This window comes from Paenibacillus sp. FSL R5-0345 (assembly GCF_000758585.1).
In the GTDB taxonomy this organism is placed as follows: Bacteria; Bacillota; Bacilli; order Paenibacillales; family Paenibacillaceae; genus Paenibacillus_AQ.
This window is the reverse complement of record NZ_CP009281.1, coordinates 3,291,868-3,308,070: the sequence shown is the minus strand read 5'-3', so window position 1 is coordinate 3,308,070 and position 16,203 is coordinate 3,291,868. Positions and strand designations below refer to the sequence as shown.

The 16,203-nt window shown below is 41.5% G+C and carries 14 protein-coding genes; 6 read left to right on the top strand and 8 right to left on the bottom strand.

Annotated features, from left to right (window positions below; translation table 11 throughout):
- Positions 1-55 precede the first annotated feature (55 nt).
- A complete protein-coding gene (locus tag R50345_RS14610) occupies positions 56-1,549 on the bottom strand; it encodes a glycoside hydrolase family 43 protein (RefSeq protein WP_042127675.1) in 1,494 nt (497 codons plus the stop codon).
- A gap of 139 nt (positions 1,550-1,688) precedes the next feature.
- Between R50345_RS14610 and R50345_RS14605 the strand changes: the two genes are divergently transcribed.
- Complete coding sequence (locus R50345_RS14605; protein ID WP_042127673.1) at positions 1,689-2,552, top strand: helix-turn-helix domain-containing protein; 864 nt, start codon at positions 1,689-1,691, stop codon at positions 2,550-2,552.
- 41 nt (positions 2,553-2,593) lie between these two features.
- Here R50345_RS14605 and R50345_RS14600 read toward each other — a convergent pair whose 3' ends face one another.
- Together R50345_RS14600 and R50345_RS14595 are read right to left on the bottom strand one after the other, a co-directional pair.
- Positions 2,594-2,941, bottom strand: coding sequence for a MerR family transcriptional regulator (locus R50345_RS14600; protein ID WP_042127672.1), 348 nt, complete (start codon positions 2,939-2,941; stop codon positions 2,594-2,596).
- A gap of 27 nt (positions 2,942-2,968) precedes the next feature.
- Positions 2,969-3,949, bottom strand: a complete 981-nt coding sequence (locus R50345_RS14595) for an aldo/keto reductase (RefSeq protein ID WP_042127670.1) — start codon at positions 3,947-3,949, stop codon at positions 2,969-2,971.
- A 219-nt stretch (positions 3,950-4,168) separates the two neighbouring features.
- On the opposite strand from R50345_RS14595, the gene R50345_RS14590 reads away from it, so the two are divergent.
- The 3 genes from R50345_RS14590 (at position 4,169) to R50345_RS14580 (ending at position 7,334) form a co-directional block, all read left to right on the top strand.
- Positions 4,169-5,305 (top strand): glycosyltransferase family 61 protein, encoded by a 1,137-nt coding sequence (locus R50345_RS14590; protein WP_042127668.1) that lies wholly within the window; start codon positions 4,169-4,171, stop codon positions 5,303-5,305.
- A 341-nt stretch (positions 5,306-5,646) separates the two neighbouring features.
- Positions 5,647-6,192 (top strand): hypothetical protein, encoded by a 546-nt coding sequence (locus R50345_RS14585; RefSeq protein WP_042127665.1) that lies wholly within the window; start codon positions 5,647-5,649, stop codon positions 6,190-6,192.
- A 596-nt stretch (positions 6,193-6,788) separates the two neighbouring features.
- Positions 6,789-7,334 (top strand): TetR/AcrR family transcriptional regulator, encoded by a 546-nt coding sequence (locus tag R50345_RS14580; RefSeq protein ID WP_042127663.1) that lies wholly within the window; start codon positions 6,789-6,791, stop codon positions 7,332-7,334.
- Positions 7,335-7,413: 79 nt separating this feature from the next.
- Here R50345_RS14580 and R50345_RS14575 read toward each other — a convergent pair whose 3' ends face one another.
- From R50345_RS14575 to R50345_RS14550, 5 genes are all read right to left on the bottom strand, one after another.
- Positions 7,414-9,267, bottom strand: coding sequence for an ABC transporter ATP-binding protein (locus tag R50345_RS14575; protein ID WP_081954087.1), 1,854 nt, complete (start codon positions 9,265-9,267; stop codon positions 7,414-7,416).
- Positions 9,254-10,993: an ABC transporter ATP-binding protein gene (locus R50345_RS14570; protein ID WP_042127661.1), complete on the bottom strand. Its 1,740-nt coding sequence runs from the start codon at positions 10,991-10,993 to the stop codon at positions 9,254-9,256. Before R50345_RS14570 ends, R50345_RS14575 begins: the two co-directional genes overlap by 14 nt.
- Positions 10,994-11,004: 11 nt before the next feature.
- Positions 11,005-11,490, bottom strand: a complete 486-nt coding sequence (locus tag R50345_RS14565) for a nitroreductase family protein (protein WP_042127659.1) — start codon at positions 11,488-11,490, stop codon at positions 11,005-11,007.
- Positions 11,477-11,860, bottom strand: coding sequence for a hypothetical protein (locus R50345_RS14560; protein WP_052414601.1), 384 nt, complete (start codon positions 11,858-11,860; stop codon positions 11,477-11,479). The genes R50345_RS14565 and R50345_RS14560 overlap by 14 nt, the downstream gene beginning before the upstream one ends.
- Positions 11,861-12,495: 635 nt before the next feature.
- Positions 12,496-13,140 carry a formylglycine-generating enzyme family protein gene (locus R50345_RS14550; RefSeq protein WP_197069809.1) on the bottom strand — a complete coding sequence of 215 codons (645 nt, stop codon included), beginning with the start codon at positions 13,138-13,140 and terminating at the stop codon, positions 12,496-12,498.
- A gap of 224 nt (positions 13,141-13,364) precedes the next feature.
- Here R50345_RS14550 and R50345_RS14545 point away from each other — a divergent pair, with 224 nt between their 5' ends.
- Together R50345_RS14545 and shc are read left to right on the top strand one after the other, a co-directional pair.
- On the top strand, positions 13,365-13,811 hold the full coding sequence (locus tag R50345_RS14545; protein WP_042127653.1) for an OsmC family protein: 447 nt from the start codon (positions 13,365-13,367) through the stop codon (positions 13,809-13,811).
- A 126-nt stretch (positions 13,812-13,937) separates the two neighbouring features.
- Entirely contained in the window at positions 13,938-15,854 is a 1,917-nt protein-coding gene (shc, locus tag R50345_RS14540; RefSeq protein ID WP_042127650.1) for a squalene--hopene cyclase, read from the top strand.
- The last annotated feature ends 349 nt before the right edge of the window (positions 15,855-16,203 follow it).

The following is a 16,203-nucleotide window of genomic DNA, read 5'->3' as shown; positions in this document are numbered from 1 at the left end:
GGAGAATCGCTGCTTATTGCGTTTCATTTGTACTCGTTACCGTACCGCTTCTCTATCACTTTTGATAGCGGAAGTAATCATAATATGCGGTAGTTCCATGGGCAGAGTAGTTATACATCCCAAAGAACACACCGGTAAAACCGCCTGCCACTTCTGTAGAGATCAAATGTGTCTCTGCTTCACCTAGTGGATGCCATATCTGATCTGCGCCTCGATAAGAAAACAAATATTTCTCTGGGAGTGCCTGAACCTTCAATTCTATAACTGTGCCCTCAAAAGGAGAAGAATATTTCACATCTCTTATGCTGCCTACCTGTCTTCGCAGTGTGATCACATTTTCACCTTCTACATGGGTCAGCCCGAATGCGTAGTGATACTGCTGATCCATAAACACAACGAGACCCGCTTCATCACCATCTGAAGGGTTGAATTCCATTTTTGTGGTGATTTCACAATTCACGTGGCGCTGTCTACGACCAATAAACGCTGGCGTTCCCTTATCGCTCAATCTCACATCCGATCCTCGTAATGCAAGCCATCCTGCTCGTTTCTGTAAAGACCAATCGACTTTTTTAGCATTACGAATAAAATTCCAGCTCATTCCTAGAGTGGACTGATTGAAATCATCGGTCTCAGGCTCGTCTTCCCATAGTACTGGTGCAGGTGTGTCAGCTTCCATTACTAATCCAACAACACCGTTATCACCAATCATCGGCCATCCATCCTCACTCCATTGGACTGGAGCCAGGAATGTTTCTCTGCCAAGATGATGACGGTAAGGATAACCTACCGGCCGAGTTCCTAGAAATACTGCCCACCAGCTACCATCCTGTGCTTCAACAAGATCGCCATGACCTGTAGCTTGAATAGGATAATCCGAGCTTCGATGAGTCAAAATAGGATTTCGGGGAGAGGATTCATACGGTCCATAGGGTGATCTACTTCTTGCTATAGTCTCCATATGGCCATATTCCGTCCCGCCTTCTGCACACATTAAATAATAGTAGCCGTTTACCTTATATAGATGGGGTCCTTCAGGGAATTTACCGCCACTGCCTGTCCATATCAAGCTGGAATCACTCAGCTTATGGCCTGTTTCGATATCAATCTCACATTGGTAAATTCCCATACCATCCTTGTTTCCAGTGCTTGTAAAGTACACTTTTCCTTCGTCAAAAAATAAGGATGGATCAATTCCTTCCTGATCCACATAGATCGGATCCGACCATTCACCTGCTGGATCTTCTGTCCAAACATAAAAGTGTCCACCGCTATCCTGATTCGTCGTCACCATGTAGAATCGACCGTTATGATGACGAATGGTTGGTGCCCACACCCCTCCAGACACGACCGATTTATCAAATTGGAGCTGGGAATCACGCGTCAAACAATATCCGAGCTGCTTCCAATGGACTAAATCTTTACTATGCCAAATGGGTATTCCCGGAACGTAAGCAAATGAACTGTTTACCAAATAATAATCCTCGCCTACTCTACAAATGCTTGGATCTGGATAAAAACCTGGTAATATCGGATTATTATATTTCATGAAGCATTCTCCTTTTGTTGAACAATTGCGGCTATGTCATGGATTATACTCCACTTACTAAACGATAAACCTTGATTATTCGGTCGTAAAATAGCATGATATAGACATTCATCTAGACATGCTTTTGGAGGGTAACAAGTTGAGTGAATTTTATTTAAATTGGTTTACATCGGATCAGAAATTCCCATTCTTTATTCAGTACGGCTTTCATGACAACGATACTGACCTTCACAGACATGTGGATTTCTCAGAGCTTGTAATCGTCTTGAGTGGCACTGCTACTCATATTGTAAATACCGAAGAATCATTCATTAAGAAAGGGAATGTCTTTGTTATTAACGGTTCAACCCCGCATGCTTTTAAAGATCCTCAGGATTTTAAGATCTGCAATATTATGTACAAGCCCGAAATGCTGTCAACAGCTGGATCGGATCTGCGGACTTCGAACGGCTTTCAGGCGTTGTTTGTATTGGAACCGTTGTATCGTCATAAACACGCCTACACTAGTAAATTAAGCTTGCCTATTCCTATGCTTGAATACGTCACCTCCCTCATTGCCGGTATGATTGAAGAATATAGCAACAAGCTTCAGGGATATCAGACTTTGCTTATCTCTCGGTTCATGGAACTGGTTGTCTATTTATCAAGGCATTATGAAAAACAGGATAAAGAGAACCAGGATAATCACCTAATTCATTTGGCGAACGCGCTCTCCTTTATGGAAGACCACTATCTTGAACCCTTGTCGTTGGAGCAAATCGCCACTCACTCAGGAATATCGGTAAGACACTTAAATCGGATCTTTCGTTCTTACTATCAGACGACACCCATCTCCTATCTTCATCGTTTGCGTCTGGAACGGGCTTGCAGCTTGCTAAAGCATTCTGACTTCAGTATTACTCAAATCTCACACGAAAGCGGGTTTAGCGATAGCAATTATTTCACACGACAATTTACCAAAACCTACGGTATGTCTCCTAAGGCCTATCGAAAGAAGTCATAAAGGAACAGACTTAATACAACAATAAGCCCTCAAAAGAGGACTTATTGTTTACTCATTCGTTCAATTTTTTCATCCATCCGTTCCAATACTCTATTCATCTCTTCCATTTTAGATAAGAGTTGCTTCCGCTGCTCAATTAGGAGTTCAACTCTAGCATGATTAGCCTCATCCCCCTGTCTATACAATTCAACATATTTAATCAAGATCTCAACGGGAAGTCCAATGCCTCGCATACATTTGATATGTTCTATCCACCTGCAGTCTTCTTCCGAATAGTCTCTATTTCCACTTTTATTGCGATTCACGTGTGGAATAATACCGATGCGTTCATAATAGCGGAGCGTATCCGGTGACAGATTGAATTTTTCACTTACTTCTGAAATAGTCATACTTTCGTTATCCTCCGATACTCGGTATTAATTAAAACCAATGATTGGGTGAGGTGTATAAGGTTCTTCTAAGAACATAATTTCTTGCGGTGTTAACGTAAGCGATAGCGCTCCTACAGCATCTTCAAGATGTGATGTTTTCGTAGCACCAATAATAGGAGCGGTAACCGGTTCTTTCTGAAGTAACCATGCAAGGGCGATATGAATCCGCGGAACACCATGTTTTTCGGCGATCGCAGCTACTCGCTCCACTACTAATCGATCTGCATCTGCAGTTCCATCATATTTTGATTTTTGTATTTGATCGGTCTCTGAACGGTGTGTCGTTACTGCCCAATCGCGAGTTAATCTTCCGGAAGCCAGCGGACTGTAAGGAATAACACCGATTTTTTCTTCCTTACAAAGTGGCAACATCTCGCGCTCTTCTTCACGGTAGATAAGGTTGAGGTGATTCTGCATCGATACAAACCGAGTCCAACCATTCTTTTCCGCTACATATAAAGCTTTTTGAAATTGCCAAGCATACATAGCTGAAGCACCAATATATCTCGCTTTACCCGCCTTAACAATATCATGAAGAGCCTCCATCGTTTCCTCGATAGGTGTGTGATAATCCCAGCGATGAATCTGGTACAAATCCACATAATCAGTTCCTAATCTTTTAAGACTCTTGTCAATCTCACTCATGATTGCTTTTCTGGAGAGCCCCGCACCATTCGGTCCTTCGTGCATACGATTGTAGACCTTAGTGGCAAGGACAATTTCATCTCGATTAGCATAATCCCTAATAGCTCGTCCGAGAATCTCTTCACTTGTTCCGTCCGAATACACATTAGCCGTATCAAAAAAATTAATTCCGAGCTCAAGGGCCTTTTTTATGATCAGCCGGCTCTGCTCCTCATCAAGCACCCATTTATGAATCCAACGTTCGGCTACCCCGAAGCTCATACAGCCTAGACACAGCCTTGATACATCTAGGCCGGTATTACCAAGTTTCACATAGTCCATTTAATGATTCCTCTCTTTCGCTAGATAATAAAGTTCATTTGCTGATATCTGCTATTATTTCACTTGGAGTTCACTCCAAGTCAAGCCCTTTATGAAACTAACTGCCTTGAGCCCCGTTCACTCGCCCTTTTCAGAATGAATGGTATCCTAAAGTTTTTTGTACCATAGAATAGCTTAATGATGTTTTTGGAGTTCTACTTGGTCAAAAGAGGTGAGCCGATGAGTTTTTCTATGAACGGGGAAACGCCCCATGGATATTACCGAAATATCTTGGAACTTACAACAGAATGGGAACAAAGAGGAATGGTCCATGAAGCTGGACATGTTGTTCCGTTTGATTTCGGTCAGGCGACCGACTTCACTGCTCCTAAAAGTATTGAAACAAACATCCATCCTGTTCTAACGCCTTATTCCTTACAGCCTTTTGGCGGCTACGTAGCTACCATCTCTAGTGGGAGGGTGTGGGGTGAATCTGGTGCTGTTCTATCTTCGGAAGGAAAGCTAATCTTTGATCTGTCACAGGAATATGATGCTGTGCAAAATAGAATGCTAGAAGCAGAGGAACACCCTGTGTTCCACCAGTGGAATAATCCGAAGCTTCAACATATAAAAGGGACCTCAGCCGTGTTGACGTTTTGTGGAAGCCATAACTATTTCCACTGGATGTATGATGTGCTCCCTCGGCTGGCGATGCTCAAAACAAGTGGAATTCCTTATACCTCTATCATCATGAATCCAAACCCTTACGGGCCATTTGTAGGTCAAACTTGGGCAATGTTAGGCATATCAGAGTCGTTAGTAATCCGGACAAATCCAGAAGCCTATTATGAAGCTGATCAGCTGCTTGTCCCTTCTTTAATGATGAATTCCCACTACCCCACATGGGCTACGGATACACTACGTAAATTTTTCCTGCCACATAGGGATATAACGCTCGCCACTCCTGAGCGTATTTATATTTCACGAAACAAAGCCAGCACTAGGCGCTTGATCAATGAAATGGAAGTTACTCGTTGCCTTGAGGAATACAGTATTCAAACCATTTATCTAGAGGATTGGACGGTTGCACAGCAAATCCAGTTATTCGCTTCGGCAAAGGTAATCTTGGGTGCACATGGGGCTGGACTGGCAAATTTGGCTTTTTGTCAAAGCGGAACTCAAGTAATTGAAATTTTTCATGATCGGCATGTCGTTCCAACATATTGGATGATCAGCAACCATAACACTCTCGATTATTACATGATGTATGGTCAAGGCTGGCCAGATCCTGCTATTCGTTTTCCGGGATTTGAAGATATTTATGTGGATATAGATCGTCTGAAACAGACTTTACATTTAGCAGGGTTGAAGGCTTAAGACTATGTAATTTCTTATTTACTAGCTATGTTTAATCAAATTAACGACCAAATATGTGTATTAGTTATACGAGACCGTCAGAAGACGATTTACTCTGGCGTTCTTAGACATGGGCGAATTCTAACATCTCTATGACGGACACGAACACCAAGCTTCATTGTTCAGCATTTTCTCATTGAACTAAGAAGGAGTTTAGTGCAACAAATTCACTTTCACAGCGTATATTCAATTATTCCATATTTAGGGATATTCAGAGGATTGAGAGGAATGTAACTGAAGTATATCTACGGACTATTAATATTGCCCATTAGTATTTAATTCAAATCATTAGAGGTGATTTCATGAACAAATTTGGATATATATTTTTTATTGCTGCAATTATATTTTTAATATCAGGATGTCAAAAGGATGGTTCCAACGATGAAATAGCTAAAGCACAGGCGCAAGTGAGTGCTTTAGCATCATCATTTAGTATCCCTACACTAGACGGATATGAAGTTAGTTATATACAGCATAAATTTCCTCCAAAGGACAAAGAAGGCAACTTCATTGGGGATAATCAAGAAGTTTTAGTCACATATACGAAAAACAAAGGGAAGCTGGAGATGTTAACAAAGGAACAAAAAGCGTCCAATGAAAGAGAAATCATCTACGGACCTTTTCAAGGAGAAACACTCATTGAAATAACCTATACCAATACTCAAGTGGATTTGAACGATGCTGATATTATTGATGTTAGCGGAAATCAGGTACAAAAAATAAAAAATAGTGATTATACGTTTTTAGTATTCAATGCTTCAAAAGGTTCAATCACTTTAAAATTTAACAGTTTGGATGAGGATACGATCCTTAGCACTGCTCAACAAGTATTTAATGAAAATAAATAGGAAGACCAGGCTCAATTCATCAATTAAGTCTTCATTCAGAAAGGAGCCATTTAAGAACACCCCAACGCTCTAGCAATAACTCATCAATTAAAAATAATTGTTTCAGCTTTTCTACCACTACAGCAAAATCCAATTTTTTAATCCTCCAAAAATATAAGATATTCCTAATTTCTTCAGATGAGCTAGATAAGCGTCAGATACCTGCTCCGTAAGCACTTCAACGAACTGTTACTTCCCTCTGAAATATAATTTTGGGTCCATCCTAATTCTCCAAAAGAATCCACGGCAACTGCATACTTAGCATATGGGAAATAATATAGGGTCTATCCATAAAGATTCCTTTTTATCCTACTTGAATGGTTGGACGTATAATCATTTCATTGATCGCTACACCGTAATTACAACTTTATCTCGGATTTCGGACATGATATGAAAACACCCTTTCGATAATGTATGTTGATTCATTAATGGACTATAGTCTATTATTATAAACAGTTATAGATGACATTCAATTGTACGATGTGCACGTTCTGTTCAATACTGAACAGGTTCTATAGAAATGTTCATTAATTATAGAAAGTAAGGTGAAAACTCGCTTGCCTAAAGTGGATAGAAGGATTCTCAAATCACAAGAAGCACTTAAGAGAGCTGTTATAGAACTGATGTCCGAGAAGAATTTTGACGAGATTACCATACAGGAACTCTCTGACAAGGCTAATGTAAGCCGAGGAACCATTTATCTTCATTATCTGGATAAATATGATTTGTTAGATAAGCTTATCGAGGAACATATAGAAGTTCTTAGAGTACTTTGCGAATCTGCAGCGGAATTAGATTTTATCGAAGCCACGTTGAAATGGACGGAATACTTCGATCAGCATTATTCTTTTTTCTCTATGATGCTGGCGAGCAAGGGCGCTCCTTATTTCCGGAATCGGTTCTTAGCTTTTCTTCAAAATGAGTTTCGACATGAAGTAAATGTAACGGAAGGGATAAATCAGGGATTAAATGAGGAGATTATTATTAATTTTGTTGCATCGGCTTATGCAGGTGTAGTGGAATGGTGGTTCAAGAATGAGAAGCCAGTGACACATCAAGTCTTGGCTGAACAGCTTGGAACATTGTTAGAGCGGAATTTATAGCTTTGACAGTACGGTACAGATATAAAAAAGAGCAGCGATTCTCCATAAATGAATGAATCGTTGCTCTTTATATATTCCTTTAAATCACTCGCTTGAACTGGGTATTGTATAACTCGTAATAGGCACCTTGCATCGCAAGAAGCTCCTCATGATTTCCTTGCTCAGCAATTCCTCCATCCTGGATCACGAGAATACGATCAGCATCCTGGATCGTACTAAGCCTGTGGGCGATCACAAAGCTTGTTCGTCCCTTCATCAAATTCTTCATCGCCTGTTGAATATGCATTTCCGTTCGTGTATCCACACTACTGGTTGCTTCGTCTAGGATTAGAATAGCTGGATCAGCTAGAATTGCGCGAGCGATCGTTAACAGTTGACGCTGTCCATGGCTCAGATTACTGCCTTCCGCATTGAGGAGAGTCTCATAGCCATGCGGCAATCTTTTGATAAATGCATCCGCATTGGCTAGCCGCGCCGCTTGTTCAATTTCTTGATCGGTTGCATCGAGCCGGCCAAACCGAATGTTTTCCCTAATCGTTCCAGAGAATACATGCGCATCTTGCAACACCATCCCAAGTTGACTACGAAGTGCATTTTTATCTAGCTCACGGATGTCGCGATCATCAATCCGTATGCAGCCGCCACTCAAATCATAGAAACGGATCAGCAGGTTAACAATGGTTGTTTTACCTGCTCCTGTCGGGCCAACAAGCGCAATTTTCTCTCCAGGTTTTGCTTCAAACGTAACTCCAGACAGAATCGGGGAATCCGGCTTATAAGCAAAAGAAACGTCCCGGAACACAACCTCCCCTTTTAACCGTGGCAGATCTTCACTCTGCTCATCTCCATATTCGGATTGCATCTCCAAAACCTCAAATACACGCTCCGCACCGGCGATTGCAGATTGAATTAAATTGTACTGATTAGCAAGATCAGAAATGGGTCGGCCGAACTGTTTGGAATAGGTCAGGAAGCTAACGATTATGCCTACTGTAGCCATGTTATGGAATGCCATCCAGCCACCAACCCCGGCAATGATCGCAAATCCAAGGTTGTTTATCATGTTCATCACAGGCCCAACTAAACCCGATACGATTTGTGCCTTGATACTAACCTTATTCAGCTCTCCGCTGATTTTACGGAATCGTTTAACTTCTGCCTCTTCCCTGCTATATTGTTTAACCACCTTTTGTCCGCTGATGGTTTCTTCGATAAACCCGCCCAGTTCACCTAAATGCCGCTGCTGATTTCTAAAATAAGTTCGGCTTAACCCTATGATTTTACGACTAGCCAATAAAACGAGCGGGATCGTGATTAATGAAACTACGGTTAACGGAACGTTCAACATTAACATAATAACGAGTGAACCGCTTAGCGTTATCAAACTGTTTAACAATTGAGTTACACTCTGATTAAGTGTGCTGGATACGCTCTCTATATCGTTAGTTGCTCGGCTCATCAATTCTCCGTTAGCCCGTGTATCAAAAAATTTAATGGGTAACTGCTGATACTTACTGAACAGATCACGACGCAGCTCAAATACGGTATTTTGCGAAACTGATGTCATGACGTATGCTTGCACCCATGCAACTACACTACTTAGACCATAGATACCAATAAGGAGTACACAAAACCGAATAAGGCCCTGATAATCATGTGGAATAACTGCAGTATCAATTGCCTTACCAATGAGATAGGGTCCGATCAATGAAAGTAGTGCATTTAATATCGTAAATACATATACAATAATTAACCCAAACCGCTGACGATTCAAGTAAGTCCAGATACGTTTAAGCGTGCTGGCTTGATTTTTGGCACGCACAATTGGTACAGCAGCGCCGCGTCCGGGGCCAGATCCTGGTCCTATTCCTGGACCAAATCCGCCTGATCTATGGATCGGAGGAGTGTTCATGCCGTTATCATGCTTTGACATAAGGAACCTCCTCACCCTTCATCTGTGATTTCCAGATGTCTCGGTAAATTTCACTATTGCTCAGAAGTCCATCATGTGTACCTTGTACTGCGATTCGACCGTTTTCTAGAATCAAAATGCGATCCGCATCAATCACAGATGTGACACGCTGAGCAATCAAAATATTCGTACTATTGCTCAGTCGTTTTTTTAACATTTGCCGAATCCGCGACTCTGTCGCCGCATCGAGCGCGCTCGTACTGTCATCCATGATGAGAATTGTAGGCTGAATTAATAGTGCTCTTGCAATCGAAAGCCGCTGCTTCTGCCCTCCAGACAAGTTGATGCCTCGTTGGCCAAGCACTGTATCATAACCCTCTGGAAGTTCTAATATAAAATGGTGAGCTTCTGCAGCTATTGCTGCTTGTTCCACTTCTTCATCTGTAGCCTCTGGTCTTCCATATCGGATATTATCCCGGATTGTTCCACTGAACAGAATAGCCTGCTGCATAACATAACCGATCTTGCGGCGTAAATGTTCTAAAGAAATCTGCCGCGTGTCAGAACCATCAATTGTAATAGAGCCCGAGGACACTTCGTAAAGTCTTGGAATAAGACTGACCAAGGTCGATTTACCAGCACCAGTGGCTCCAAGTATGGCTACGGTTTCACCTGGCTCGGCAGAAAAATTAATGCCGTCTAATACAAGATTCTCATCCGTAGTATCATAGGCAAATGAAACATTATCAAATACAATTCGACCGTTAGTTATGGTATCTTTTTTAGCTTCGGAAGCTTCTGTAATCTCACTAATGGTGGAAAACACTTCATTCTCCCGATCTGCTGAGACCTTTGCACGTGAGAAGAAGGTGAGCATATTGCTCAACATCAGCATAGACATCAACAATTGGGTGATATAGTTAATGAAGGCGATCAACTGACCGACTGGCAGCGATCCGTTCCAGCTCTGCAGCCCACCAAACCAAAGAACAGCTACAATACTGGCATTGAGCACAAGCATCATAAGCGGCATATTCAACGACATTAGTCGTACCGCTTTTATCGCTGTTTCTGTGTAATCCTTGTTGGCTGTATTAAACCTTTTCTGTTCATGCTTAGCACGGACGAAGGCCTTAACTACACGAATACCCGATAAGTTTTCCTGCAATACTGTGTTGACGCCGTCTAATTTGACCTGCATTTTCTCAAACAGAGGAAAAGAAAGCCGAATTAACCCATACAATATTATAACCAACAGGGGTACGGCAACGACAAGGATAAGGGTCAGCGAAGGACTAATCCGTATAGCCATTATCAAGCTGCCGATTAATAGCAATGGTGATCGAATATTCCGCAAAATCATCTGAACAAAGGTTTGTAGTTGCACCACATCGTTTGTTAAGCGAGTAATCAATGATCCCGTCTTCAATTGGTCCAGATTCTTGTTTGAGAATTTCTGAATATGTTCAAACAGGTTAATCCGTAAATCATTCCCGAAATTTTGTGAGGCGATGCTCGAAAAAATGGTGCAGCCCACCCCACCAATTAGACCGACAAATGCCACTCCAAGCATGGTCAATCCCGTCGAATAAATATGTGATAAATCTTTCGTCATAATCCCATGATCCACAATACTCGCCATTAGTGTAGGCTGAAGCAAATCCATAAACACTTCGAGCATCATCATAAGTGGTGCTAACACAGACCACACCCAATATGGCCTTAAGTAACTCTTAAGTTTCCACATTCCATCACCTTTTAAGATAAATATGTGATTTTTGATTTCACCGGTGTTCTTGGCTTAGCATTTGGAACTTCCTCCGGATATCCAATACCAAATACTCCAATCACATCGTAATCTTGCGGGACACTTAGAATTTCACGATTATGAGGCAAAGCACCTAAAGAAGCCCAATATGCTCCAACCCCCACTTCATGTGCAGCTAATAAGAAGTTCTGTGCGAAACATGCGGCAGCCATAACATTCTCGTCACGTTCAAACGCGGTTGCACCAGGTTTAGATAAGATAGCAAGAACGACAGGAGCGCTTCCAAAATTCGTCTTATGCTTTAATTTAGCTCTAGTATCAGGCCCGATAAATAGGAGTTCCCAAGGTTCGTTCATCCGATGGTTTGGAGCATAACTAGCTGCTTCCAGCCAATTCAATAAATCATCCTCATGAATCGAATCCGCCTTAAATTGCTTAATACTTCTACGGGTTTTAATAAGATCAATGGTTTTCATTTTTTTGATCATTCTCCTCTTTTTTAATTTCGCCAACAGTCTTATCTTCCGGCGTTACTTCATGAATCTGAAAAATATGAATAAACTCTTCAATGATCGCTTCCGTTGCCTTCAATTCACCGCTAATGACTTGTTTAATCGAATCCAGCTCCGGTGTTTGCAGCTGCCGCTGTAAAGTGGCTCGATTCACATTAAGCTTTTCCAAAAATGCTAAAGCTCTGCCGCGACGAAAAGTTTGAGCACTTTTTGGGGGACCGTCCATAGAATCCATCCCATGTCTGCTCATATGCTCGCGATCTCTATGCTCTCCGTGGTCTTTGTGTTCCCCATGTTCTCTATGACCGCGTTTTCCGAAATGTCCATCACGCATATTTACTCCTCCTTCGGTTTGTATACATATGTATACGTTATGGTTATGTATACAAATGTATACGCAAGAATAAGATCTGTCAAGTTATCAATTCCATTGGATAGGTCCACAAAGAAAAAACCGCACATTGTGCGGTCAACTTAACGAAATGCCAGTTATTTTTCTGATCCAGGTTTATTTGCTAGATATCAACTAATGATTAACCTTCTTTAATCTTTGCGGCTCCTTAGGATCTAGTTGCTTCCAATCTGATGCATCTCTGTCTGTGAAAATATAATCTGTATCTGGGTCATTAGCAAATCTAACATAAACAGGGAACTTTGGCATAGAGCTCAGTTTAGCTTTTACACTCAGTAAATCAGATTCAGAGTACCCTTCTACTGTTATCAAATATTCTCTCAAGTTATTCTCAAGCGTATTATATTTATACTGAAGTGCTGCGTATATTCCAATAATGAACAGAGTAATAATTACTGCGGAGATAGCTACAAACTTTCTAATTCCAGAAGCACCTCCTTAAGTAAGTCTAATTTAGAGACAATCATTTTCTGTGTTGGTTACAGTTACTAAAATAAAATCTTTGATATCAACCTGTTCAGCATAAAGTACTAGAATTCATGTGGAAACGAATTGTTCTATAAAGATCGAGCAAGACGAAATCCAAGATCATCCACACTAAATGTAGGGTGGCTGCGACGACGACAGGTAGCTCCGCAACCTCTGGCCACTTCAGCCCAACTGCCTCCCCGAAAAATTCGATAGGAGCCATACATTTGTTCATCATATAAATCCCAGCACCACTCCCAAACATTCCCTAACATATCATAAAGCCCCCATGCATTCGGTTCTTTCGTCCCTACTGTATGTAGTTCGCCATCTGAATTTTCATTATACCAAGCAATCTTATCTAGCTCACCGTATTGATAGCCGGTAGTCCCTGCTTTACATGCATATTGCCACTCCGCCTCAGAAGGGAGTCGAAAACCATCTGCTTCCCCATCACAAATAATGTGTTCACTATCTTCACTTATAGAATAGACTTCTTTCAATCCAGACTTCTGGGATAGCAGATTACAAAAGGAAATAGCATCATGCCAAGAAATACCCACCATGGGCTTGAGATTTTCCTCTGGTGATTTAGATTCTTTATTAGTTATAGCATTGTAGAGATCCACTGTGACAGGGAATCGAGCAAGAAGAAACGGATTTAATTCAACTTTCCATTTGCTTTTCTTTCTATCGTCTCTTAATTCTATTTCTCCTGCCGGAATTTTTACCATAGGATAGTCCAAATAGTGCTCAAGTTCATTTGACACTTTATCCACCTCCCTGTTATTTAAAGATCTCAACCTATTGGAATGCAGAAATCCAAATTATACTAATCAAGTATTGACAGAGGATCAGGAATAGAACTATAATCTATACAATTCCTAGAAAATTACTATGAATTAATCAAATTATATTCACATCATACTTAGTTGTCCAGAAGAAGGAGTGTAAACACATGCCAAACGTTCAAACTTTCAAAGCTACTGCTCATTTACAAGATGGAGTTAAGGTTATTACTAAAGCAAGACAATTCGAGCTGATCATAGACGAACCACAAAGCCTTGGGGGTACGGATACAGGAATGAATCCTGTAGAAGCTTTGCTTGCTTCTTTGGGCGCTTGCCAATCTATTGTTGCTCGAGTGTATGCCTCAAAATTTGAGGTAGAGCTTGAAGATTTTAGAGTAGATGTTGAGGGTGATCTGGACCTCGATGGATTTTTCAACCGTTCAGAAGTCCGTCCCGGTTATTCCGATATTCGTTATACGTTCTACATAAAGACCCCATCACCTGCTGAGAAGGTCGAAGCTTTTGTACATTTTTTAGAAAGCAAATGCCCTGTGGGTGACACGATTGCTGCCCCAGTGAATCTAAAGCTGAATCGAATTATTATCGAGAACTAAATAATTATATATTTTTAGTAACAAGGACTGTAAGGTTGCATAAAGCAACTTTTCAGTCCTTTTTCATTTCACCCTCTATTCCATCATATAATACTAAAAATGAAGGACTTCGGAGGTACCTAAGGAATGAATCCTATACTGAGCACAGTAGATAATGAGATCGAGCGTTTAGCAGCATTCCTGATTGATCAACAGAAGGAAGACGGAACGTGGCTTTTTTGTTTTGAAAATGGGATCGTTATCGATGCGTATGTCATCATCCTCTTTCGGATATTAAACGTACAGAATGAAGCCCTCATACGAGCGCTACATGATCGCATTCTTGCTCAGCAGCAGCCCGCTGGATTCTGGCAATTGTATAGAGATGAAGAAGCCGGAAACTTATCTACCTCGGTTGAAGCCTACTACGCCCTTCTCTACTCTGGGTATAGTAAGGTGACAGATGAGCCGATACAGCGGGCTAAGCGTTATATCCTATCCAAAGGCGGAATTGGAAAAGTCACCAGTATATTGACTAAAGTCATTCTTGCCGTGACTGGTCAGAGCAAATGGCCTTTAGCGATTTCTTCGATCCCATTAGAGGTGCTATTATTCCCGTCCTACTTTCCTATTAACTATTTTGAGTTCTCTGGCTACTCAAGAGTGCATCTCACGCCTATGCTCATTATGGCCGATCAACGTTTCTCGTTCCCAACAGCTAATGGTCCGGATCTATCTGATCTCATAGACACACGTATTGAAATCAATGAATCTACTTCCCGTGGATATCAAGAACTGCAAAGGGTTATGCAATCTGGCTTAGACAGAATTCTTGGAAGTCCTCGTTACATTCATGAAGTTGCCCGAACCAAAGCAGAACAGTTTATGCTCCAGCGAATTGAATCCGACGGAACCCTGTACAGCTACGGAACCAGTACAATTCTTATGATTTTTGCACTGCTGGCTCTAGATTATGATCAGCAGCATCCTATAATTACGAAAGCCTTAGATGGGCTTACTGCGATGCAATGCCGTTCTGAAAGTAAAACAACCATTCAAAACTCTCCGTCTACGATATGGGATACGGCTCTAATCACCTATGCTTTGCAGGAGGCACAAGTTCCTGATCATCATCTTGCGATTAAACGGGCTACTTCGTATCTGCTGTCCAGACAGCAGAATAAAACGGCTGATTGGAGTATTCATAATCCGGATACGGCTCCCGGTGGATGGGGATTCTCAGAATCTAATACGATTAATCCGGATGTGGATGATACGACTGCTGCTTTACGGGCCATTCGAAGTTTATCGACAAGTCAGCCCTCCTATCTAGAGTCATGGAATCGCGGACTGAATTGGGTCTTATCGATGCAGAATAAAGACGGCGGCTGGCCGGCATTCGAAAAAAACACCAATAAAGAAATGCTCACATGGCTTGCTATCGATGGTGCCAAATCTGCGGCCATCGATCCCTCGGAGGCAGATTTAACCGGGCGTACCTTGGAGTATCTCGGGAACTTTGCCGGACTTGATACGCGGAACGATTTCATCGAGCGAGGGACGAAATGGCTAATCCAACATCAGGAGAAAGATGGTTCATGGTATGGAAGATGGGGAGTCTGTTACATTTATGGAACCTGGGCTGCATTAACAGGACTGCAAGCAGTTGGACTGCCACTTGAACATGATACTATGCAAAAAGGAGTGAAGTGGCTCCTAAGTATCCAGAACTCCGATGGAGGCTGGGGCGAATCATGTCAAAGTGATCGGTTGTTGCGATACGTACCATTGGGTGAGAGTACACCTTCGCAAACCGCATGGGCGCTTGATGCCCTTATCGCTGTTCATCCGGAACCAACCTCTGAGATGGAAAAAGGAATACTACGGCTTATCGCTTCTATTAACCAAGTCGATTGGAAAAGTTCGTATCCGACAGGTGCAGGTCTCCCCGGCAATTTTTATTCTAATTATCATAGCTATCAGTATATCTGGCCCTTACTCACATTGAGTCATTATAGAAAGAAATATGGTAAAGCTTTTAAGGGATTTATAAATGGGCTATGACTCCTTTTTTAAAATGGATCTCAAGGAAACTTCCACCAGCAATCGCATGTTCTGGTATTTTTTCTTCAATACTTTTAATATCATGATTACTCAGCTTAACCTCCAGCGATTTCATGGATTCTTGAAGCTGAGTTACCCGTCTAGCCCAACCAAAGGCATAATATCTTCTCCTTTAGATAACATCCAAGCCAAAGCAAGCTGTGATACGTAACTACCGATATCTCTACTTCGTATATTTTTAGCGTAGGATTTTAGTTGAAGTTGTGAAGTAACTGCATTCTGTACAACTATTTCGTATGGCTAGAGGATAAATCGAACTTTAACTGTATTCTATACAATTAAATCGAGA